This window comes from Ottowia caeni, from assembly GCF_050821495.1.
Classification (GTDB): domain Bacteria; phylum Pseudomonadota; class Gammaproteobacteria; order Burkholderiales; family Burkholderiaceae_C; genus Ottowia; species Ottowia caeni.
The window spans coordinates 989,796-1,012,428 of record NZ_CP151080.1 but is presented as its reverse complement, the minus strand read 5'-3'; the positions used below and the strand labels follow the sequence as shown (position 1 = coordinate 1,012,428).

At 60.0% G+C, this 22,633-nt stretch carries 20 protein-coding genes; 7 read left to right on the top strand and 13 right to left on the bottom strand.

What is annotated here, in order from left to right:
- Positions 1–39 precede the first annotated feature (39 nt).
- From AAAK34_RS04845 to AAAK34_RS04815, 7 genes are all read right to left on the bottom strand, one after another.
- Positions 40–1,296, bottom strand: a complete 1,257-nt coding sequence (locus tag AAAK34_RS04845; RefSeq protein WP_231695212.1) for an AMP-binding protein — start codon at positions 1,294–1,296, stop codon at positions 40–42.
- Positions 1,297–1,415: 119 nt separating this feature from the next.
- A complete protein-coding gene (locus AAAK34_RS04840; RefSeq protein WP_231695213.1) occupies positions 1,416–2,234 on the bottom strand; it encodes an ABC transporter ATP-binding protein in 819 nt (272 codons plus the stop codon).
- Between the two features lie 178 nt (positions 2,235–2,412).
- Positions 2,413–3,741, bottom strand: coding sequence for an ABC transporter substrate-binding protein (locus AAAK34_RS04835; RefSeq protein ID WP_231695214.1), 1,329 nt, complete (start codon positions 3,739–3,741; stop codon positions 2,413–2,415).
- An 84-nt stretch (positions 3,742–3,825) separates the two neighbouring features.
- On the bottom strand, positions 3,826–4,902 hold the full coding sequence (locus AAAK34_RS04830) for a branched-chain amino acid ABC transporter permease (protein WP_231695215.1): 1,077 nt from the start codon (positions 4,900–4,902) through the stop codon (positions 3,826–3,828).
- 24 nt (positions 4,903–4,926) lie between these two features.
- A complete protein-coding gene (locus AAAK34_RS04825) occupies positions 4,927–5,856 on the bottom strand; it encodes a branched-chain amino acid ABC transporter permease (RefSeq protein ID WP_231695216.1) in 930 nt (309 codons plus the stop codon).
- 25 nt (positions 5,857–5,881) lie between these two features.
- On the bottom strand, positions 5,882–6,763 hold the full coding sequence (locus AAAK34_RS04820; RefSeq protein WP_231695217.1) for an ABC transporter ATP-binding protein: 882 nt from the start codon (positions 6,761–6,763) through the stop codon (positions 5,882–5,884).
- On the bottom strand, positions 6,760–8,694 hold the full coding sequence (locus AAAK34_RS04815) for an AMP-binding protein (protein ID WP_231695218.1): 1,935 nt from the start codon (positions 8,692–8,694) through the stop codon (positions 6,760–6,762). The genes AAAK34_RS04820 and AAAK34_RS04815 overlap by 4 nt, the downstream gene beginning before the upstream one ends.
- Before the next feature lie 167 nt (positions 8,695–8,861).
- On the opposite strand from AAAK34_RS04815, the gene AAAK34_RS04810 reads away from it, so the two are divergent.
- The 3 genes from AAAK34_RS04810 to htpG all read left to right on the top strand — a co-directional run bounded on the left by AAAK34_RS04810 (position 8,862) and on the right by htpG (position 12,923).
- Positions 8,862–9,569 carry a Crp/Fnr family transcriptional regulator gene (locus tag AAAK34_RS04810; RefSeq protein WP_231695219.1) on the top strand — a complete coding sequence of 236 codons (708 nt, stop codon included), beginning with the start codon at positions 8,862–8,864 and terminating at the stop codon, positions 9,567–9,569.
- 271 nt (positions 9,570–9,840) lie between these two features.
- Positions 9,841–10,668 carry a pseudouridine synthase gene (locus AAAK34_RS04805; RefSeq protein WP_231695220.1) on the top strand — a complete coding sequence of 276 codons (828 nt, stop codon included), beginning with the start codon at positions 9,841–9,843 and terminating at the stop codon, positions 10,666–10,668.
- A 164-nt stretch (positions 10,669–10,832) separates the two neighbouring features.
- Positions 10,833–12,923, top strand: a complete 2,091-nt coding sequence (gene htpG, locus AAAK34_RS04800; protein ID WP_231695221.1) for a molecular chaperone HtpG — start codon at positions 10,833–10,835, stop codon at positions 12,921–12,923.
- A gap of 271 nt (positions 12,924–13,194) precedes the next feature.
- On the opposite strand, the gene AAAK34_RS04795 is transcribed toward htpG, so the two are convergent.
- Positions 13,195–14,346: an aminotransferase class V-fold PLP-dependent enzyme gene (locus AAAK34_RS04795; protein WP_231695222.1), complete on the bottom strand. Its 1,152-nt coding sequence runs from the start codon at positions 14,344–14,346 to the stop codon at positions 13,195–13,197.
- 380 nt (positions 14,347–14,726) lie between these two features.
- On the opposite strand from AAAK34_RS04795, the gene AAAK34_RS04790 reads away from it, so the two are divergent.
- A complete protein-coding gene (locus AAAK34_RS04790; RefSeq protein ID WP_231695223.1) occupies positions 14,727–15,404 on the top strand; it encodes a MarC family protein in 678 nt (225 codons plus the stop codon).
- A 37-nt stretch (positions 15,405–15,441) separates the two neighbouring features.
- Here AAAK34_RS04790 and rocF read toward each other — a convergent pair whose 3' ends face one another.
- Together rocF and AAAK34_RS04780 are read right to left on the bottom strand one after the other, a co-directional pair.
- The gene (gene rocF, locus AAAK34_RS04785; protein ID WP_231695224.1) at positions 15,442–16,383 is read right to left on the bottom strand and encodes an arginase; all 942 of its coding nucleotides are present in this window, start codon (positions 16,381–16,383) and stop codon (positions 15,442–15,444) included.
- A 7-nt stretch (positions 16,384–16,390) separates the two neighbouring features.
- Complete coding sequence (locus AAAK34_RS04780) at positions 16,391–17,080, bottom strand: YggS family pyridoxal phosphate-dependent enzyme (RefSeq protein WP_231695225.1); 690 nt, start codon at positions 17,078–17,080, stop codon at positions 16,391–16,393.
- A gap of 47 nt (positions 17,081–17,127) precedes the next feature.
- On the opposite strand from AAAK34_RS04780, the gene AAAK34_RS04775 reads away from it, so the two are divergent.
- The 3 genes from AAAK34_RS04775 to AAAK34_RS04765 all read left to right on the top strand — a co-directional run bounded on the left by AAAK34_RS04775 (position 17,128) and on the right by AAAK34_RS04765 (position 20,382).
- Positions 17,128–18,171: a type IV pilus twitching motility protein PilT gene (locus tag AAAK34_RS04775; protein WP_231695226.1), complete on the top strand. Its 1,044-nt coding sequence runs from the start codon at positions 17,128–17,130 to the stop codon at positions 18,169–18,171.
- 24 nt (positions 18,172–18,195) lie between these two features.
- Positions 18,196–19,332, top strand: coding sequence for a PilT/PilU family type 4a pilus ATPase (locus AAAK34_RS04770; RefSeq protein WP_231695227.1), 1,137 nt, complete (start codon positions 18,196–18,198; stop codon positions 19,330–19,332).
- 132 nt (positions 19,333–19,464) lie between these two features.
- Positions 19,465–20,382 (top strand): NAD(P)-dependent oxidoreductase, encoded by a 918-nt coding sequence (locus AAAK34_RS04765; RefSeq protein ID WP_231695228.1) that lies wholly within the window; start codon positions 19,465–19,467, stop codon positions 20,380–20,382.
- A 405-nt stretch (positions 20,383–20,787) separates the two neighbouring features.
- Here the strand turns inward: AAAK34_RS04765 and AAAK34_RS04760 are convergent, their stop codons facing one another.
- The 3 genes from AAAK34_RS04760 to AAAK34_RS04750 form a co-directional block, all read right to left on the bottom strand.
- A complete protein-coding gene (locus AAAK34_RS04760; RefSeq protein ID WP_231695229.1) occupies positions 20,788–21,546 on the bottom strand; it encodes a BON domain-containing protein in 759 nt (252 codons plus the stop codon).
- Positions 21,543–22,142 carry an SIS domain-containing protein gene (locus AAAK34_RS04755; protein WP_231695230.1) on the bottom strand — a complete coding sequence of 200 codons (600 nt, stop codon included), beginning with the start codon at positions 22,140–22,142 and terminating at the stop codon, positions 21,543–21,545. Before AAAK34_RS04755 ends, AAAK34_RS04760 begins: the two co-directional genes overlap by 4 nt.
- 69 nt (positions 22,143–22,211) lie before the next feature.
- Positions 22,212–22,601 (bottom strand): YraN family protein, encoded by a 390-nt coding sequence (locus AAAK34_RS04750; protein WP_231695231.1) that lies wholly within the window; start codon positions 22,599–22,601, stop codon positions 22,212–22,214.
- Between the last annotated feature and the right edge of the window lie 32 nt (positions 22,602–22,633).

Here is a 22,633-nt window from a genome sequence, read left to right as displayed (position 1 = left end):
AATGATACGAAAGGCGCCCATTTGCAGCCAAGAGCCCCACTATTGGTAGCTGCGAGCGTCCTCTATAACCTTTCCGTCATTAGGCAGACTTCCGGGTGAAACCACCTTAACCTCGCCGCGCAACTTGGTCACATCACGGATCGCTTCGGCCACCCTGGTGCTCAGATCATCGACGCGCCCGCCGGGGGATTCAATGACCAGCGTCAAAAGATCATTGGCCATTTCACCACTCACCACCAGTCTTGCCCGGCCAATTTCCGGGAACCTCCGCACGATCTCCGCCACCTGGGAGGGATGCACAAACATGCCTCGCACCTTCGTGGTCTGATCCGCCCGGCCCAGCCAGCCCTTGATGCGGAGATTGGTGCGGCCGGTGGGGCAGAATCCCGGCAACACGGCAGAGAGATCGCCGGTGCCAAAGCGGATGAGCGGGTAGTCGGCGTTCAGCACGGTCACCACCACTTCGCCTACTTCACCCTCCTCCACCGGGTCTCCCGTGCCGGGACGCACGATCTCGACGATCACGCCTTCGTCGAGCACCAGCCCTTCCCGCGCTGAGGTTTCATAAGCAATCAGACCCACGTCGGCCGTAGCATAGCTCTGGTAAACGTGCATGCCTCGTTCGCCGAACCAGTCGCGCAGGCTGGGCGGAAAGGCTTCCCCGCTGACCAGGCCGCGCGTCATGCCGGAAATGTCTACGCCGCTTTCCTTTGCTTTTTCGACCAAGATGCGCAGAAAACTCGGCGTTCCCAGATACCCCCTGGGTTTGAGGTCAGCAATGACTTCCAGCTGCTGCTCGGTTTGCCCGGTGCCGGCGGGAAACACGGTGCACCCTAGGGCGAACGCTCCCGATTCCATGATGAAAGCGCCTGGGGTCATGTGGTAGCTGAAGGAGTTGTGCACCAGATCTCCCTTGCGGAAGCCTGCTGCAGACAAAGCTCGTCCGGTACGCCAATAGTCTCGTACGGTGCCCTCGGGTTCGTAGATGGGGCCGGGGCTGGCGTAGATGCGGGGCATTTGGGGGCCGGTGCGCACAGTGGCAAATCCACCAAAGGTGTCTCCGCCCGCAGAGCGGGTCGCCTTCTGGCGTGTCAGGAGCTCACTTTTGCGGGTCACCGGAAGTTTCGCCAGAGCTTCTCTTGACGTGACGCCTTGCGCGTCGACTCCGGCGAGGATCTCTGCCATGGCGGAGCCATGTGCCTGGGCATGGGCTATCTGGCCGGGCAGCGCGGCCATGAGGGCGGCTTCCCGCTCGGCGGGATCGCGCGTTTCCAAGGAGTCGAAGTACTCACTCATAACGTTCTCTTTTCAGTTTTCCTTGTCGGCTCTTGACACGACGCGAGCCACCTCGGATCCTTGCTTCGCTCGGCCTGGGCATATTTGCAAGCAAGCGACTCAGGGGGTGCATTAATTTTTTACGCCAGCCAGCGCTTGCGCCGCTTGTAGCTCTTCACGTCTTTGAAGCTCTTGCGTTCGCCTCCACCCACCCCGAGGTAGAACTCTTTCACGTCCTCGTTGCTGGCCAGGTCAGCAGCTTTACCATCCATGACCACTCGGCCGCTTTCCATGATGTAGCCATAGTCCGCATACCGCAGGGCCATGTTGGTGTTCTGCTCAGCGAGAAGGAAGGTGGTTTTTTCCTTCGCGTTCAGATCCTTGACGATATTGAAAACCTCTTCGACGATTTGCGGAGCGAGCCCCATGGAGGGTTCGTCGAGCAGCACCATGCTGGGGTTGGCCATGAGCGCGCGACCAATGGCGCACATCTGCTGTTCGCCGCCCGATGTGTAGGCCGCCTGGCTGGTGCGGCGCGTCTTCAGGCGCGGAAAATAGGTGTATACCTTCTCCAGGTTGCGGGCAATTTCGCCCTTGTCTGCGCGGGTGTAGCTGCCCGTCAGAAGGTTCTCCTCTATGGTCAGGTGCGCGAAGCAGTGACGACCTTCCATGACCTGCACCACTCCCCGCTTGACCAGGTCTGAAGGTGTCAGGTTCTCGATCCGCTCACCACGGTATTCAATGGTGCCCTTGGTCACCTCCCCGCGTTCACCCTTGAGCAGGTTGGAGACTGCGCGCAAGGTGGTTGTCTTGCCCGCTCCATTTCCACCCAGAATGGCAACGATCCCGCTCTGGGGAACCGTCAGAGACACGCCCTTGAGTACCAGGATGACGTGGTTGTAGATCACCTCAATGCCATTGACGGACAAGAGGATCGGAGAGGCCGGCGTGTCGCTCATCGAATTGCCTTGATGAATTTTCTTGAGACCAGTGGTTCAGAAAAATGCCTCCGCCATCATTCGCGCACCAGCGGGAATCCAGCGCGCCTGAAGAGGCCACACCGGATCTAGGCTCATGCCATGAATGACGGTCCATCGAAGGATCGAATACATCGACCCTTCGAAAGAGGCTCCTGGATCAGCTGCTGCAGTCGCTGGCTGGCCGCATCTCCATCTTCTTCTCGGCCAGATACTTGGCGGCTCCACTCTTGACCATGGGCTTGATCACAGCCTCGTCCGCCTGATACCAGTCATTGCCAATGTTCCACTTGGCGCCGTCCCAGACTTGCACGCGAGCCCAGGTTGAACCCATGTGATCAGCGCATGTGGTCTGCAACGGCCGCATCACGCCGCCAAAACCGAGGGCGTCCAGACGCTTCTGGTCGAGCGCGAGGTTCTCCATTCCCCAGCGAACCTGCTCACCCGTCATGACCTTACCCTTGCCGAAACGCTCCTGCGCCTTGCGCACAGCCTCGATGCTGAGCATCTGGATGATGACCCCACGCGTGTACAGAACCTGACCCACCTCGTCCTTGGGCCCCGTACCCTGACCCTTGTCGTGCACAAACTTGAGAATGTCCTGCATCACTTTGGGCTGCGTGCCGGAACCGTTGAGTGCCAGCGCGTGATAACCCTTGGCGCCCGCGCCGACGTCGCGCACATCAGGCTCCGCACCAGCCCACCAGACACCGTACATCTTGTCGCGCGGGTAACCCGTGGCCTGCGCCTCTTTCAGCGCGGTGGAGTTCATCACGCCCCACCCCCACAGCAGCACAAAATCAGGCCGCTGCTGGCGCACTTGCAGCCAGGTGGCTTTCTGTTCCACTCCTGGAGCAGTCACGGGCAGTAATTGCAGATCAAAGCCGTGCATCTTGGCACGCTCTTGCAAGAGCGGAATCGGCTCCTTGCCGAACGGGCTGTCGTGGTAGACCAGCGTGATCTTCTTGCCCTTGAGCTTGTCGAAACCGCCGTTCTGCTTGGCGATGTGCTGAATCAGAATATCGGCGCCCGTCCAGTAGCTGCCCATGAGAGGAAAGTTCCACTTGAAGGCCATGCCGTCTTGCGCGACTGAGAGCCCGTATCCAAGGGTCATCAGCGGTATCTTGTCAACAGGCGCCTTCTCCGTCAGGGCGAAGGTGATGCCCGTGGCCTGGGGGTCGAACACGGTCACCCCGGGACGGCTTTTCAGACGCTCATAGCATTCAACGCCACGGTCCGTGAGATAGCCGGTTTCGCATTCCTCGAAAGTCAGCTTGACGCCGTTCACACCGCCGTCGCGGGCGTTGATCATCTTGATGTAGTCCTGCTTGCCGTTGGCCCATGGGGTACCGTTCGGAGCATAGGGACCTGTTCGATAGGACAGCAGCGGAAAGAACTGCTCCTTGGCCTGCGCCAGCGCGCTGCCGGCCGTGAGCAGAGTACCGACGGCCACTGCGGCCGCAGCGATCAAGGTTCTGGTTGGTTTCATGTCTGTCTCCTTTATTGAAATGAACACGCGGGGAAACCTGTAACTTCAGCACTGCACCTCAGCCTGTAAACGACAGCTCCAGGCTTAGTGAGGGAAAGGCCAGAGCCGGAGTTTTTGCTTGCCTGTGGACCACAGCTTGGCCAACCCGTGGGGCTCAACCACCAGGAACCACACAATCAGCGCACCGAAAATCATCAGCTCGGCATGGGAGATGCCAGCGGTGGAAATGCCAAGGCCAAAGAGCCCCAGGAACCACGGCAGGAACTGGTTGAGAAAAATCGGCAGAACCACGATGAAGGCGGCGCCGAAGAAGGCCCCCATGATCGAGCCCAGCCCGCCGATGATCACCATGAACAGCAAGCGGAACGAAACTTCGACCGAGAACGCGGCGGGCTCCCATGTGCCCAGGTGCACAATGCCCCAGAGCGCCCCCGCCACGCCAATAATGAAACTGCTCACCGCAAAGGCACTCAGCTTGGCGTACATGGGCCGAATGCCAATCACCGATGCCGCCACATCCATGTCGCGTATGGCCATCCATTCGCGCCCTATGGCGCCACGCACCAGGTTCTTGGCCAGCAGGGCGATGACCACCAAGACAGCCATGCAGAACAAATACTTCGCCATGGCGCCTTCCAGAGGAAAGCCCAGCACGTGGGGGTTCGACACCGACACAGACCCAGAGGGTGAATCGTTGGTCAGCCATTTGATGCGCAGGAACATCCAGTCGCTGAAGAACTGCGCCGCCAGCGTGGCCACTGCCAGGTAAAGCCCTTTCACGCGCAAACTGGGCAAGCCGAACACGATGCCAAATATCGTCGCGCACAGCCCACCCAGAATCAACGCCGCGATCAGTGGCATGCCGTCAATGCGGGCGATGAAGTTGTAGGCACCGTATGCACCCACCGCCATGAAAGCACCTGAGCCAAGTGAAATCTGTCCGCAATAACCCACCAGAATGTTCACACCCAGCGCTGCAAGCGCCATGATGGAAAACGGAATCAGCACCGCACGGAAAAAATAGTCGCTGGCCAAGAGCGGCACCGCCACGAACGCCACTGCCAGCAGCAGCCCAATGGCCCAACGGTCCTGCAGAATGGGGAATATCTGCTGATCAGCCCGGTAGGACGTTTTGAACTGGCCGTTTTCGCGATAGAACATGTCTTATTCCAGTCCAACCTGGTCTCAAACTCGATCGATGATTTTTTCGCCGAACAGACCTTGTGGCCTGAACAGCAGGAACACCAGCGCCAGCACGTAGGCAAACCAGATCTCGATGCCGCCGCCCACGAAGGGACCCAGGTACACCTCGGAGAGCTTTTCGCCTACGCCAATAATCAATCCGCCAATAATGGCGCCGGGCACCGAAGTCAAGCCGCCCAGAATGATCACCGGCAGCGCGCGCAAGGCCACCGTGGTGAGCGAGAACTGCACGCCGAGCTTGCTGCCCCAGATCATTCCCGCGACCAGCGCCACCACGCCGGCCACACACCAGACAATCACCCAGATGCGCCCCAGCGGAATGCCAATCGATTGCGCGGCCTGATGGTCGTCGGCCACAGCTCGCAATGCTCGACCTGTCTTGGTTTTCTGGAAGAACACGGAGAGCGCGGCCACCAGCGCAGCGGCGATGACGGCGGCTATCACGTCCTCCTGATTGAGCAGCACACCGCCCTCAAACATCGATTCAAGAATGAACACCGGGTCTTTCGGCATGCCGATGTCGATCTTGTAGATGTCGCTGCCAAAAATGGTCTGGCCGAGGCCCTCAAGAAAATAGGTGATGCCCAGGGTCGCCATGAGCAAAGTGGCCACATCCTGGTTGACCAGGTGCCGCAACACCAAGCGCTCGATCAGCCAGGCCACCGCGAACATGAGCGCGCCGGCCAGTACGAAGGCCGCGACGTTGGCGAACCAGGCGTTTGCGATTCCCGTCCAGGCAGGAATCCATTCAGAAAACCTGGCCATGGCCAGGGCGGCGAACAACACCATCGCCCCCTGCGCAAAATTGAATACGCCACTGGCCTTGAAGATCAGCACAAATCCCAGTGCCACCAGCGCATACAGCATGCCGGTCATCAGGCCGCCAAGAAGGGTTTCTAGAAAGAATGCCATTTTTCCTGGTTCCGCATGTCTGGTTTCAGTGGCTGGTGCCGAGGTAGGCCCGGATCACGTCTTCGTTGTTGCGCACCTCCAGGGGCGTTCCGTCGCCGATCTTTTTGCCGTAGTCGAGCACGACCACGCGATCGGAGATGTCCATGACCACGCCCATGTCATGCTCGATCAGCACGATCGTGGTGCCGAACTCATCGTTGACGTCAAGGATGAAGCGGCACATGTCCTGCTTTTCCTCCACGTTCATGCCGGCCATGGGTTCATCCAACAGCAATATGCGTGGCTCCATGGCCAGTGCGCGACCTAAGTCGACCCGCTTTTGCAGGCCATAGGGCAATTGGCCGACAGGTGTCTTGCGATGCGCCTGAATCTCGAGGAAATCGATGATGCGCTCGACGAACTCGCGGTGTCGGATTTCCTCACGCTCAGCAGGGCCGATGCGCAATGCCTGCAGCAGCAGATTGCTTTTGATCTTGAGGTTGCGACCCGTCATGATGTTGTCGAGCACACTCATGCCCTTGAACAGCGCCAGATTCTGAAACGTGCGAGCGACGCCCATTTCAGCCACCTGCCGCGAATTCATGTGGGTGAAGGTCTTGCCCTGGAAGGTGATGCGGCCTTCGCTGGGCGCATAGACGCCGTTGATGCAATTAAGCATGGACGACTTGCCAGCGCCGTTGGGGCCGATGATGGCGCGTATCTCATGCTCGCGAACGTCAAAGCTGATGTCGGTGAGTGCCTTCACACCACCAAAACGCAGACTGATGTTCTTCACTTCCAGAATCACATCACCCACACGTCGGGCTTGATGCTCCGACACTGCTGGCGCTTCAACCGCCGAAACGGCAGGTGCAGCGTCGTTGATCGGCAGGCCACGCTCTGTCATGCTAGCTGCTACGGCGCTCATGCGGCCACCTTCAAGGCAGGAAAGGTTTTTGCGTCGAGAATCTTCAGGTTGGCGCTGACTTTTCCAGTGCGTCCATCCTCAAACTTGACGGCTGTTTCTATGAACTGCTCAGTCCGGTCAGAGTACAGCGCATCAATCAGCACGCCGTATTTTTCGGCGATGAAGCCACGTCGCACCTTGCGCGTGCGAGTGAGTTCGTCATCGTCCGGATCAAGCTCCTTGTGCAAGACAAGAAAGCGAGCAATCTGCGTATCAGCCATGCCCTCTTCGCTGGCCAGGTCCGCGTTCACCTTTTCCACGCATCCGACCATTAACTTCAAGACTTCCGGCTTGCCCGCCAGATCGACGTAGCCGGCATAAGGCAGGCCCTGGCGCTCTGCCCAGTTGCCCACGGCTTCAAAGTCGATGTTGAGGAATGCGCACACGGTATTGCGCGCGTCGCCAAAGCACACCGCTTCCTTGATCTGAGGGAAGAATTTGAGTTTGTTCTCGATGTAGTTGGGTGCAAACATGGCACCGCCCGCCATCTTGCCCACATCCTTGGCACGGTCGATGATGCGCAGGTGGCCATCGGAATCTATGACACCAGCGTCGCCGGTATGAAAGTAACCTTCGGCATCCATGACTTCGGCGGTGGCATCGGGGCGCTTGTAGTATTCCTTCAAGACGGACACGCCGCGCACCAGCACTTCGCCAGAATCTGCAATTTTCAGCTCAATGCCCGGCGCAGCCTCTCCCACCGTATGCAGCTTGACGCGGCCGTTCTTCTGAACGCAGACATAGGCACAAGTCTCGGTCTGGCCGTATAGCTGTTTCAGGTTAATGCCAATGGAGCGGAAAAACCTGAACAAATCAGGCCCGATCGCCGCGCCTGCCGTGTAAGCCACGCGAATACGCGACAGCCCCATGGCATTCTTGAGCGGCCCATACACCAGGAAATTTCCAAGCGCATAGAGGAGCCTGTCGGCAAGACCCACCGGCTTGCCGTCCAGAATGTCCGAACCCACGTGCCTGGCCACGCCCATGAATTTTTCATGCAGCCATTGCTTGGGCTTGGCGGCATCTTCCATGCGGATGGACACCGATGTCAGCATGCCTTCGAAGACGCGGGGTGGCGCGAAATAGTAGGATGGGCCGATCTCGCGCATATCAATGCTCACGGTTTCAGCCGACTCCGGGCAATTGATGGTAAAGCCAGCCACCAGCCATTGCGCCATGGAAAAAAGGAAATCACCCACCCAGGCTGGTGGCAGGTACGACAGGACGTTGTCCTCGGCATTCAACCCATCGGTTTGCACGCCGCCCTCGGCCGCGCCGATGAAGCTGGCATGCGTTTGGCACACCCCCTTGGGTTTGCCGGTGGTGCCGGATGTGTAGAGAATGACTGCCACATCCTCTGGCTGGCCTTCTGTCACAGCGGCGTCGAAAAACCTGGGGTGTTCGCTCTCATGCCTGCGCCCCAACTCAAACAGATCTTCAACGCTGAGCAAGCCACTCTGACGATAATTGCGAAGACCGCGGGGGTCGTCATAGATGATGTGCGTCAGCCCCGGAACGCTCTCGCGCAGCTCGAGCATTTTGTCGACCTGCTCCTGGTTTTCCGCGAACACGAAGCGCACTTCGGCATCCTGGAGCACAAAGGCCATCTCGGTTGCCACGGCATCCTGATACATCGGAACGGGAACGCCGCGCAGAGCCTGCACAGCCACGAAAGCCAGGTACAGGTGGGGTCGGTTGTCTCCAACAATCGCGAAGCTGTCGCCAGGCTTGAATCCCAGGGCGGCCAGACCGCCGGCGATCCAGCGGGCCTCGTCCAGAGCGCGTTGCCAGCTCCAGGTTTGCCATATCCCGAACTCTTTCTCGCGCAACGCTGGCGCCTCGGGACGCTCGGCTGCATGCTTTTGCAGCAGGCGGGGAAAAGTGTTAGCCATGAGCCTGTTTGTCTCTTGGTTTGTCTCTTGTGTGTGATCCCGGGATAAGCGGGGTCTTGTATGTTGCAGATAGTACGGCGATACTTTGACGCCATGTTGTCGTTTGGACGACAATTCAATGCCAACTCGCTAGGGTTTTTCCCTTATTAAGTGCACTCAAGCCGCCAATGCGCCCACCCAATTTGCACGATCGTCGCCGGCCTCTCACGCCCGAAGAACTCGCTGGTGTACCCTGGCTGCCGCACCTGACGCCTGACGAAGCCGAACGCGTGGCTTCAGAGTTGCGCATCACCGAGGCGCAACCTGGCGAGCTCATCTTTCGCATCGGCCGGCCAGCCACCTACTGGTTTGGCGTGGTCGACGGGCTTCTGAAAATGACGACCGACACCGCGCAGGGGCACACCATGACCTACTCCGGCCTCTCGCCTGGGGGCTGGTTCGGCGAAGGCACTGCCCTCAAACGCGAGTCCTACCGCTACAACGTGCAGGCGCTGCGGCCAAGTCTGGTAGCCGGCCTGCCGTTAGACACCTTTCACTGGCTGCTGGATCATTCCATTGGCTTCAACCGCTTCGTGATGAACCAGCTCAACGAAAGATTGGCGCAGTTCATCGGCGCGCGCGAGGCTGACCGTAGCCGCAGCCCGGAAACGCGGGTGGCGCTGAACCTGGCGGCGCTGGTCAATCCCGTGCTGTTCCCGGGTGTGGGCGATCTGCTGCGCATCACACAGCAGGAACTCGCGTATCTCGTGGGGCTGTCGCGTCAGCGCGTGAACGAAGCGCTGCGTGCCCTGAGCGCGAAGGGCGCGATCAGCGTGGAATACGGGGGGTTGCGCATTCTTGATCTCGCGGCGCTACGATGCTGGGATTCAGAATGAGGGCAGCTACTTAAAATAGATACCCAGTTGCCGTCACCAGTTCTGACGCCGCCTCATGAGAAACAAAACTTTGAAAGCCCAAAACGGCCTCCATCGTCTCTGTCTTTGTAGGAGCGGCTTCAGCCGCGAAGGGTCACCGTCATCAATGGCGTCTTGTGCTCCGATGGAAGCCAATCGCGGCTGAAGCCGCTCCTATAAGCAAACCCTCTTTGTTTCTCCCCGGAACGCCGGGCGCCGAAAGGCCCCTGGGAAGCTCTAAAGTAAATACTCAATGTCCGAATCACCCCGCTTCCGACGCGCTATCGCGCCTGCCGTGGCCGCATCTCCTGCGGCCACCACCTCACGGCTGAACAAGCGCATGTCCGAGCTCGGACTCGCCTCGCGGCGTGAAGCCGATGCATGGATCGAGCGCGGCTGGGTGCGCGTCAACGGCGAGGTCGCCCGCATGGGACAGCAGGTTTCGCCCGAGGACCGCATTACCGTGACCAAGCAGGCGGAGGGTGAGCAGGCTGAGCGTGTGACCATTCTGCTGAACAAGCCGATGGGCTACGTGAGTGGCCAGGCCGAAGACGGGCATGCCCCAGCCGCGAGCCTGATAAGCGCCCAAAGCCACTGGCGCGAAGACCGCTCCCGGATCCGTTTTGCGCCCCACCAGCTGCGCGGCCTCGCGCCGGCCGGCCGGCTCGACATTGACTCCATAGGCCTGCTGGTGTTCACGCAGGACGGACGCATTGCGCGCCACTTGATCGGGCAGGACTCCGAGATCGAGAAGGAATATCTGGTACGCGTCACCGTGCTTGATACGCCCCAGGCGCAGCCACAGAACACGCAGGCACTCGTGGCGCCCGAGAAACTGGAACTTCTTCGCCACGGCCTGCAGCTGGACAACCAGCCGCTCAAGCCCGCCAAGGTCAGCTGGCAAAACGAAGAGCAGCTTCGTATTGTGCTGCGCGAGGGCAAGAAGCGCCAGATTCGCCGCATGTGCGAGCTGGTTGGCCTGAAAGTGGTCGGACTCAAACGCGTACGCATCGGGCGCGTGACGCTGGGCCAGCTCCCATTGGGGCAATGGCGCTACCTGGCGCCAGGCGAACTGTTCTGACCCTGCTCCTCCTGCCCCCAGAAAAAAAGGGGGATGGGCCTATTCGATGCGGATGCACTCCTCCCTTGAAATGATCGCCCTTCGCCCCAAGCTTCGCAAGGCGCAGGTTGCGCATCCATACCTGTCATCGAGTTCTTAACCAACTCATCAATACGCGTTCTCACATGAGCAAGCAAAAACATTCCTTCCAGGCCGAGGTTGCACAACTGTTGCATCTGGTCACTCACTCGCTCTATTCGAACAAGGAGATCTTTCTCCGCGAACTGGTTTCCAACGCTTCCGACGCCTGCGACAAGCTCCGCTTCAACGCTCTGGAAGAGCCGGCACTCTATGGCGACCAACCGAACCTCGAAGTGCGCATTACCTTCGACAAGACGGCCAAGACGCTGACGGTGACAGACACCGGCATCGGCATGAGCCAGGAAGAGGCGGTTGATCACCTGGGTACCATCGCAAAAAGCGGCACCAAGGATTTTGTCTCGCGCCTGTCGGGTGACCAAAAGCAAGATTCACAGCTGATCGGCCAGTTCGGCGTGGGCTTTTATTCCGGCTTCATCGTGGCCGACAAGATCACTGTCGAGTCGCGGCGCGCTGGTTTGGCTGAAGATCAGGGCGTTCGCTGGATCAGCTCCGGCGCTGGCGACTTCGAGGTGGAAACCATCACACGTTCTGAACGCGGCACCAGCGTGATTCTCCATCTGCGTGACGACGCCCTGGAATACGCCGATGGCTGGAAGCTGAAGGAGCTGATCGGCAAATACTCTGACCACATCAGCCTGCCCATCAAGATGGAAGGCGAGAAGTGGGAAGAAGGCAAGGAAGAAGGCCAACCGGGCCAAATGGTCAAGACGGGCGAGTGGGAAACCATCAACCAGGCCACCGCCCTCTGGACCCGCAACAAGAAAGACATTACCGAAGAACAGTTCAAGGACTTCTACAAGCAGGTCGCGCACGACTGGGAAGATCCGCTGGCCTGGTCGCTCAACCGGGTGGAAGGCTCCACTGAGTACACCCAGCTGCTCTACATCCCATCCCATGCGCCACAAGACATCTGGGACCGCGACAAGAAAGCCGGCGTCAAGCTGTACGTCAAGCGCGTGTTCATCATGGACGACGCCGAGCAGCTCATGCCGCGCTACCTGCGCTTCATCAAGGGTGTGGTGGACTCGGCCGACCTCCCGCTGAACGTAAGCCGCGAGCTGCTGCAGGAAAGCCGCGACGTACGCTCCATCCGCGACGGCAACACGCGGCGTGTGCTCTCGATGCTGGAAGATCTGGCCAAGGCCGAGCAGGCTGAAGCCGCCACAGAAAAAGCCGTCGGAACCAGCACCAGTGCCAGCTCTGAAGGCAAAGTTGACGTAGGTTCTGGCGAATCCACCCCCGCACCAGAGCCCACCGAGCTCGCAGGCGATGGCGTGACCGATGTCGTCGACAAGAACGAAGCCCCCACCGCGGCCGATGATGCCGCCAAGTTTGCCGAAGACGCTGCCGCACGCGAGGGCAAGTACGCCACTTTCTGGCGCGAGTTCGGCGCCGTATTGAAGGAAGGCCTGGGCGAAGACTTCGCCAACCGCGAACGCATCGCCAAGCTGCTGCGCTATGCCTCCACCACAAGCGACGCCACCAACGTCTCCCTGGCCGACTACAAAGCCCGCATGAAGCCGGGACAAAAGGCCATTTACTACATCACCGCCGACACCCTGGCCGGCGCCCGCAACAGCCCGCAGCTTGAAGTGTTCAAGAAGAAGGGCATTGAGGTGCTCCTGATGACCGACCGGGTAGACGAGTGGTCGCTCTCATACATGCAGGAGTTCGACGGCACCCCGTTGCAGTCGGTAGCCAAGGGCGCTGTCGATCTCGGCGACCTGCAGGACGAAGCCGAGAAGAAGGCCGCCGAGGCCGCAGCCGAATCGGTCAAGCCCCTGCTTGATCGCCTGAAAGAGGTACTGAAAGACCAGGTCGAAGACGTGCGCGTGACTACCCGGCTGGTCGACTCACCAGCCTGCCTGGTGGTCAAGGACGCTGGCATGAGCATGCAGCTGGCGCGTATGCTCAAGCAAGCCGGCCAGAAGATGCCTGACACCAAACCCGTGCTGGAGATCAACCCCGAGCACGCGCTGGTCAAGAAACTCGAAAGCAGCCCGCATTTCGAGGACTTGGCCCACATCCTGCTCGATCAGGCTGTGCTCGCTGAAGGCGGCCTGCCTGATGATCCAGCCGCCTACGTGCGCCGGGTGAACGCGCTGCTGGTTTAACCTATGTTCACGATCTCCTGGGATCGCTGAGCTCCAGCTCGGCCTCTCCCGCCCTTCGCGGGCGCCAGCACTGCCAAGCTGGAGCTTGGCGATCCCAGGAAGAAGGCATATCCGCCCCGTCAGACGGCTGCTATGCAATGGCTCTAAGAAACCTCAGGCTCTCCCGGGTCGCTTGGTTCATCTGGAGGCGCCTTGCGCTGCGGCTCCAGGGGCTGATCCGGCTTGGGAGGGGCTTCCTCCGGAGTTGGGTTACGATGATGTATTGAAGTCATCACGACGTCACCTGCTCAGGTGCCACGCGCTCCAGTGCCTCGGCCAGCTGCGCCACGCTGCGATCCACGTCATGCCATTTGTCCAATCCAAACAGGCCAATGCGGAAGGTGCGGAAATCAGCCGGTTCGTCGCACATCAGGGGCACACCTGAAGCGGTCTGCAAGCCCTCGGCAAGGAATTTCTTCGAACTTTGGATGTCCGGATCCGTGGTGTAGCTCACCACTACACCCGGCGCCTTGAACCCCTCGGCCGCCACGCTCGGGAAGCCCCGGCTTTCGAACAGATCGCGCACCTTGCGGCCCAGATCAATCTGCTCCTGGCGCACTTTCTCAAACCCATACTCGCGCGTTTCCTTCATCACATCGCGCAAACGCAGCAGCGCCATGGTGGGCATCGTGGCGTGGTAGGCGTGGCTGCCTGTCTCATAGGACTGCATGATCTGATGCCATTTTTTCAGATCGCACGCGAAGCTGGAGCTGGCAGTGCGCTCCATCGCTCCAAGCGCACGCTCAGAGAAGCACACCATGGCACATGAGGGTGGAGCGCTCCAGCCCTTCTGTGGCGCGCTGACCAGCACATCCACACCTACCGATCGCATGTCGACCCACACCGCGCCTGAAGCGATGCAGTCGAGCACGAACAGGCCACCCGCTGCATGCGTAGCTTCGGCCACCTGCTTCAGGTACTCCTGCGGCAACAAGATACCGCTGGCGGTTTCAACATGAGGAGCAAATACCACGGCCGGCTTCAAGCGAGCGATCGTCGCCACCACTTCCTCAACGGGCGCCGGCACCCATGGCGCCTGCGCGCCTTCACCCACACGCCGGGCTTTCAGGACTGTGATGTTTTCGGGCGCCGTGATCTTGCCCACTTCAAGGATCTGGGACCAGCGATAGCTGAAGAACCCATTGCGCAAGATCACAACTTTTTCGTCATTGGCGAACTGCCGGGCCACAGCCTCCATCCCAAAGGTGCCGCTACCAGGAACCAGAGCAGTGGCGTCTGCGCCATAAACCTCTTTCAGGATGGCAGAGATGTCTTTCATCACGCCCTGGAACCGCTTGGACATGTGATTGAGGGCACGGTCAGTGTAAACAACTGAGAATTCGAGCAGACCATCTGGGTCTACGTCTGGAAGCAGAGCTGGCATAAAAGTCTCCGAAAACGAAAAACGCCGAGGCATCGCGGCAACAATATCAAATCAGCTTAGCATGCTAGGGATGTCCTGCATAACCCTCGCGAGTCGGTGGTAGTACGGATCGGGATGAGGCGCAAGGCGTCTTTTTGCAGCCAATAGCCCAGCTATTGGCAAGAAAAGCAACGCAGCGGATCGCCCGAGACCGTGCTGCCACAGACCGCAGGGAGTTATGCAGGGCATCCCTAGGCATCAGTGCGCAGGCTTTAAGGATGGTCTGCACAACTCCCTGCGGTCGCGAGGGTTACGCTGACCATCCTTAAGGCATCGAAAATCCCCACCGCGGCATCAAGTCGGCCATCAAATACAGCCCTGAAACTGAATACATTAGTGGTATGGATATTTCGTTACTCGCCCTGGCATTTGGCAAAAGCTTTCTTTTCGCGCTAGCCGCCATTTTGCCCATTGTGAACCCGCCCGCTTCGGCGCCGGTGTTCGTCAACCTGACTCAAACACACGACCGCGCCACTCGCGCCATGCTTGCCAAGCGGGTGGGGCTCAACGTGGCCCTCGTACTCACAGGCGCCATGCTGACCGGCACCTACGTGCTCGAATTTTTTGGTGTTTCGCTTCCCATCGTGCGGGTAGCCGGTGGCCTTATCGTGGCTCACGCTGCCTGGAACATGCTGCACGCGCCCCAGATCGCGAACGACCACAAGGCCGAAATGGCGCAATCCCTGACCAACGAAAGCGTGCGCATCCAGGCGTTCTACCCCATGGCTTTTCCCTTGACCTGCGGTCCGGGAGCCATTTCTGCGTCGATCACTGTCGGTGCCAGCATGTACAGCCAGCAATGGTCCACCACGTTGGCCAACTTTACCGGGGGACTGACTGCCATCCTGGTCACGGGCTTTCTGGTGGCCGTGACCTTCCGCTACGCAGGCCGCTTGCTGCGCCCGTTGGGCGAGGTCGGGCTGGTGGTTTTCCTGCGTCTGTCAGCTTTCATCCTGCTGTGCATCGGGGTTCAGATTCTCTGGACCGGCATCACAGAGCTGATCCAGGGAATGGCATAGCCCCAACTCGGGGCATCCGCCGCGCATCGCCCACGAATCAGCCACGATGCCGCATCAGGGTGCTTTTGCCGAAAAGGCTCTCCACCAGATCGACCGCCAGCTCGGCCGTCTGGTTGCGTACATCGAGCGCGGGGTTGATCTCCACAATATCGAGCGAGCCCAGCGCGCCCGTATCGGCCACCATCTCCATGCAAAGTTGCGCCTCGCGATAGGTGGGACCGCCTCGCACGGTGGTGCCGACACCAGGGGCAATGTCTGGATCGAGAAAATCCACATCCAGGCTCACGTGCACATGCGTATGCGGGGCCATCCCGGCCAGTGCCAGTTCCATGGCGTGGCGCATGCCCATTTCGTCGATAAAGCGCATGTCGAACACTTCAATGCCGGCGTCGTGCACAAGGCGCTTTTCCCCCTCGTCCACGCTCCGGATGCCGATCTGGCGCAGCTCCCTGGGCTGCAGAGCGGGCAGCTCCGGACTGAAGCCGCCGAGGCTGACCAACCCTTGCGGACCCTGACCAGTCAGGCAGGCGACCGGCATGCCGTGCATATTGCCGCTGGGAGTCAGTGCGGCGGTGTTGAAATCGGCGTGCGCATCGAACCAGAGCACTCGTAGCTTGCGGCCTAGGGCCCGACAATGCCGCGCAACGGCGCTGATGGAGCCCACCGCAAGACAATGGTCTCCACCCATCAAAACGGGCACTCTGCCTAGCTTCAGCTCGCGATGTGCCGCCTCATGCACCGCCTCGTTCCAGGCAACGACCTCCTGCAGATGCCGAAACCCGTCCTTCGGCGGCAAGCGAGGATTGGGCGGGCCCGAGAGATTGCCAGTATCGACCACTTTCCAACCTTGGCGCCACAGCGCCTCGGCCAAACCAGCCACACGCAGCGCCTCAGGCCCCATGCGAGCGCCGAGGACGCCAGCGCCGATATCAGTAGGCGCGCCAATGAGGCTGACAGTGCGTGGCTGTTTGGGCGGCATGACGTACTTATGTCTTGTTTCTAGCGCCAAAAATGGCCGTCCCCACACGCACCATGGTGCTGCCTGCGGCAATAGCGGCCTCAAGATCGGCGCTCATGCCGATCGACAAGGTATCCAGCGGCAAACCGGCATGGCGAATCTCATCGAACACTCCGCGCACCTTCTGGTGCACAGAGAGGGCGCTTTCGAAATCAGATGCAGGCTCGGGGATGCTCATGACCCCGCGCAAGCGCACCCGCGGCAACTGCGCCACCTCGCGGGCCAAAGCGAGCGCGTCGGCCGGCGCCACGCCGGATTTTGCCGTCCCGCCATCCACATTGACCTGAATGCATACATTGAGGGGCGCCTTGTCTGGAGGACGCTGTGCAGACAATCTTTCGGCAATTTTCAATCGGTCAATCGTGTGCACCCAGTCAAAATTCTCGGCAACCAGACGCGTCTTGTTGCTCTGAATGGGTCCAATGCAATGCCATTGAAGCGCTAAATCTCTGAGCGCGGCGATCTTTTCGACCCCTTCTTGTACATAATTTTCACCAAAAGCACATTGTCCGGCCGCATGGGCTTGCCGCACAGCGTCGGGGGAGCACGTCTTGGATACCGCCAGCAAGGCAATATCAGCCACGTTCCGCCCTGCGCGCGCGCTCGCCTGAGCAATCCGTTCATGGACTTGCTGGAGCTTGTCTGCAATCGTAGTCATAATCTCCACAGCGTATCAAACTGAAACCATACCCGTTGAGGATTCTCGTGGACATCACGCAACTGCTTGCCTTCAGCGTCAAGAACAAAGCCTCCGACCTGCACCTGTCCGCCGGCCTCCCGCCCATGATCCGCGTCCACGGAGACGTTCGACGGCTCAACGTGGAGCCGCTCGATCACAAGCAGGTGTTCGCCATGATCTACGACATCATGAACGATACTCAGCGCAAGATCTACGAAGAATTCCTGGAAATCGACTTTTCCTTTGAGATCGAAGGCCTGGCCCGTTTTCGTGTGAACGCCTTCAACCAGGCACGCGGGGCAGCCGCCGTGATGCGCACCATCCCCAGCAAGATCCTGACACTGGAGCAACTGGCAACCCCAAAGATATTCGGCGAGTTGTCCCTGAAGCCCCGCGGCCTGGTGCTGGTGACCGGCCCTACCGGCTCCGGCAAATCGACCACGCTGGCGGCCATGGTCAACCACCTGAACGAACACAGCTATGGCCACGTTCTCACGGTGGAGGATCCCATCGAATTCGTACATGAGTCAAAAAAGTGCCTGATCAACCAGCGCGAAGTGGGCGCAATGACCAAGAGCTTTGCCTCAGCACTGAGATCAGCCCTGCGTGAAGACCCCGACGCCATTCTGGTGGGTGAATTGCGCGATCTTGAAACCATCCGGCTGGCCATGACCGCCGCTGAAACTGGCCACCTGGTGTTCGGCACGCTGCACACCTCATCGGCCGCCAAGACGATCGACCGTATTGTTGACGTGTTTCCTGCCGCGGAAAAGGAAATGATGCGCACCATGCTCTCCGAATCGCTGCAGGCGGTCATCTCGCAGACGCTGTGCCGCACCAAGGACGGCCAAGGCCGCGTGGCCGCCCACGAGATCATGCTGGGCACCAGCGCCATTCGCAACCTGATCCGGGAAGCGAAGGTCGCTCAGATGTACTCAGTCATCCAGACCGGCGGCAACCTGGGCATGCAGACGCTCGACCAAAACCTCTCGGATCTGGTCAAGCGCAATATCATTACCGTCGCAGAGGCGCGCGGCAAGGCCAAGACCCCCGAGAATTTTCCGGGGTAAGCGCCGCCCCTTCGAGGAGAAACCATGGAACGCGATCAGGCCAGTCAGTTCATCAACGATTTGCTCAAGTTGATGCTCGCCCGCAAGGGCAGCGATTTGTTCATCACCGCGGATTTCCCGCCTGCGATCAAGGTCGACGGCAAGGTCACCAAGCTTTCCGCGCAGCCACTGACGCCTTCTCATACCCTGGCCTTGGTGCGCGCGGTCATGAGCGACAAGCAAGCGGCCGAGTTCGAAAAAACCAAGGAATGCAATTTTGCCGTTGCACCTTCGGGCATTGGACGTTTTCGCTGCAATGCCTTCGTGCAGATGGGAAAAATCGGCTTGGTCATGCGTGTGATCCCTTCGGAACTGCCGACCATCGACAAACTGGGCATGCCGCAGATTCTGAAGGACGTTGCCATGTCCAAGCGAGGCTTGGCCATTCTGGTCGGGGCCACCAGTTCGGGCAAATCGACCACGCTGGCGGCCATGGTGGACTGGCGCAACATGAACTCGCAGGGCCACATTGTCACGGTGGAAGACCCCGTGGAGTTTGTGCACCCTCACAAGAACTGCATCGTGACGCAGCGCGAAGTGGGTTTGGACACCGACGACTGGGAAACGGCCCTGAAAAACTCCTTGCGGCAGGCGCCAGATGTCATCCTGATGGGAGAAATCCGCGACCGCGAAACCATGGAACATGCCGTGGCTTTTGCCGAAACCGGGCACTTATGCCTGGCCACGCTGCATGCCAACTCCGCCAACCAGGCGCTTGACCGCATGATCAACTTCTTCCCGGAAGAGCGGCGCTCGCAGCTCCTGATGGATCTCTCACTCAATCTGCGCGGACTGGTTTCGCAACGCCTGATTGGCCGCCAGGATGGCAAGGGGCGCACGGCGGTGTTTGAGGTCATGCTCAACTCGCCATTGATTTCCGATCTGATCTTCAAGGGAGAAGTCACCGAGATCAAGGAAATCATGAAGAAGAGCCGCGAACTCGGCATGCAGACGTTCGACCAGGGTCTTTTCGACGCCTTCGAAAACAATCTCATCACCTACGAAGATGCTTTGCGCAATGCTGATTCCGCCAATGACCTGCGCCTGCAGATCAAGCTGACCAGCAAGCGTGCCAAATCGCAGGACCTGGCGGCGGGCACCGAGCACCTGCAGATCGTCTGATGAAACGCGCCTCAGAGAGAATGGCACTTACTTAAGAAAAATTGAGGATCATCGTGGGATTTTTGTAGGAGCGGCTTTAGCCGCGATGGTCCCAAAGCTCGCGATGCCCTTCTGGAAACGCACAACGAGCTTATGAACATGCAGATCAACCCAAAGACCTACGACACCACCTCCCCACGCCAAGTTGCCTTCCTGGGCCTCGGCGTGATGGGCTACCCAATGGCTGGGCACCTGGCGCTGGCCGGGCACGGCGTCACCGTATACAACCGCACCCCCGCAAAATCACAGGCGTTCTGCGAGCAACTGGCGGGCACCGGCCGGGTGAAGCATGCAAACACACCCGCGCGGGCCGCCGAAGGCGCAGACATCGTCTTCTGCTGCGTAGGCAACGATGACGATTTGCGCTCGGTAGTGCTGGGTGAGAACGGGGCCTTTGCCGGCATGAAACCCGGTGCGGTCTTTGTGGACCACACGACGGCCTCCGCCACCGTGGCACGCGAGCTCGAAGCGGCCGCGCGAGCCCAGAACCTGCATTTCATCGACGCCCCTGTCTCGGGCGGACAGGCAGGCGCACAGAACGGCCAGCTCACCGTCATGTGCGGCGGTGAAGCAGCGGTGTTCGACCAGATCAAACCCGTGGCCATGGCCTTTTCGCGCGCTGTGACGCTCATGGGCCCCAGCGGCGCCGGCCAGCTCACCAAGATGGTCAACCAGATCTGCATCGCCGGCCTGGTGCAAGGGCTCTCCGAAGCCGTCGCCTTTGGGCAGCGAGCGGGCCTGGACATGGAACAAGTCCTGCAAGTCATCGGCAAGGGGGCAGCGCAAAGCTGGCAGCTGGACAATCGCGGCCCCACCATGGTGCAAGGCAAATTCGACTTCGGCTTCGCGGTGGACTGGATGCGCAAAGATCTCGGCCTTGTGCTCAACGAAGCCAATCGAAACGGTGCCCGCCTCCCCGTGACGGCGCTGGTGGATCAGTTCTATGCAGACGTACAGCAGATGGGCGGTGGCCGCTGGGACACCTCCAGCCTGATCACGCGCTTGAAATAAGCCCCCCTGAGGCGCTTACGCGCCATCCCCCCGGGGGGACGCACCCAGCGGCCTGGCAGAGCCAGCTCCGCGGGTGCCTTTGATTGACCTGCTCCGCGGCCTTCTGATATCAAAGAACCCTCCAAAGGCGAATGCACTGGTTTCAGCAGCCTCCGCTACCCTAAGAGCTTCCCAGGCACCTTTCGGCGTCCGGCGTTCCGGAAAGAAACAAAGAGGGTTTGCTTGTAGGAGCGGCTTCAGCCGCGATTGGTTTCCTTCGGAGCACAAGACGCCCTTGATGACGGTGACCCTTCGCGGCTGAATCCGCTCCTACAAAAGCAGGAATATTGGACGCTGTTTGGGACTTTCAAAGTTTTGTTTCTCATGAGCCTGTTCAAACGATGCACTGAGAAAAGCAGCGTCAGCTTATTTGATCGGAGGCAGCGTCTGCACCTGGATCGGCTGCGGCGCCTGCTGAATGACGGGTTGCGTGACCGGGCTGGTCACCACACCTGGGGCCGGCTGACCGGTGGTGACTGGCACCACGGGTTCCGCAGTGGTCGCGGACGCGGCGACGGGCGCAGTGCCCCCCGGCTCCGCGATTAAATCGATCACCCGCACGACCCGCTGCACACCGTTCGTTTGCCGAGCCACCTGGGTCACAATTTCCGCCTCGTGCGCGGTCAGGCGGCCCATCAGGTAGGTGGTGCCTCGCTCTGTCACCACCCGCACTGAATTGGCGGGGGCGCCGTTGGCATCAATCAGGCGGGCCTTCACCAAGCCACTGAGATACGTGTCGTTGGAGCGTTGACCGGGTCCTGAGTTGGGCATGACGGCCAACTCGTTGACCACCCCCTGCACACCGGGCGTACGTGCAACGATGGACTGAACCAGTTGACGGTCCTGCTCCGTAGGCACTTCGCCAGTGAGCAACGCCTTGCGGTAATAGCTGGTAATGTTGACATGCCCACGCCCGGCCAACGCATTGACCACGCTTTGCCGGCCTTCCTCTTCAATGGTACGGTCGGCAACCTGGGTTTCGCTGCTGCGCCGCTCGGCTGCCAGCATTAGCGTGCCAGCCCCTGCCGCACCGCCCACGATAGCCAGCGGCACACATGCCGACAAACCGGCGCCAGCCAGCGCTGCCACCAGGCACGCACCCGCCACCCTTTTCAGCGAAATCATCCGTTGCTCTCCTGTTCGCCCAGAAGTTGAAGATCCAGGCCGTCGCATAGGCAGTGCAGCACCAGCTGATGCGCCTCGTGAACCCTGGGTGCGCGCTCGTGCGGTACACACACGTGCACGTCTGTGTCTCGCAGCATCATTCCCAGATCGCCCCCGGCGGCACCGGTAAGCGCGATCACGCTCATCTCGCGCTCATGCGCCGCCTGAGCAGCGCGCACGAGGTTACTGGCGCGGCCATTGGAAGAAAGGACAACCAGCACATCGCCGGCGTTACCCAGCGCCCGAACCTGTGCCGCAAAGACGTCGGCAAATTCACCACGCCGCGCCACGGCAGTTAGCGTAGCGGCGTCGGTTCCCAGTGCCATGGCCGGCAACTCGGGCCGCGGGCGCTCCATACCGCCTACCAGCAAGGCGGCCAGATACTGAGCGAGCGCGCCAGAGGCGCCATTGCCACATATGAGAACTTTGCCGCCGCTGGTCACGCAGACCAGCATGGCCTGAATGGCCTCGGCAATAGGAGCAGACAGCGTCTCGGCCCATTGATACTGGAGATCGGCGCTATCAATGAATTGTTGTTGAATGCGTTGAGCTGGCATCGAACCCTATCATAACGCCGGTTGATCCGGGCAGTGCAAATTTGGTAGCAGAATTTGAAACATCGCTCATCACCCCGCATCAAACGCCCCCCTGAACCACTCGATCTTTCCCCCTTCAATAGCCACCACATCAAACCGGCAAGGCGGAGGCGCCCGAAACCGCCGCAAGTAATGCTGCGCCGCAAAAATAATGCGTCTTTGTTTGGTATGGCTCACGCTGGCCGCCGCGCCTCCGTGTCCGGCGTGTGCCCTCGCCCGCACCTCCACAAAAACCAGCGTACCGCCTTCACCACGCATCACAAGATCAATCTCGCCCCCGCCACGTCCGGGCGTCCGATAATTGCGATCTATAAGACGAAGCCCGGCTCCCTCCAAGTGCGCCAAGGCTGCATCTTCGGCTGATTCGCCGCGCTCACGGGTATTGGCCTCACCGGGCCGCTTCAATGTCCACAACGCCATCCGTGCCGTCTCCACTTCTCAGTACTAAAAAC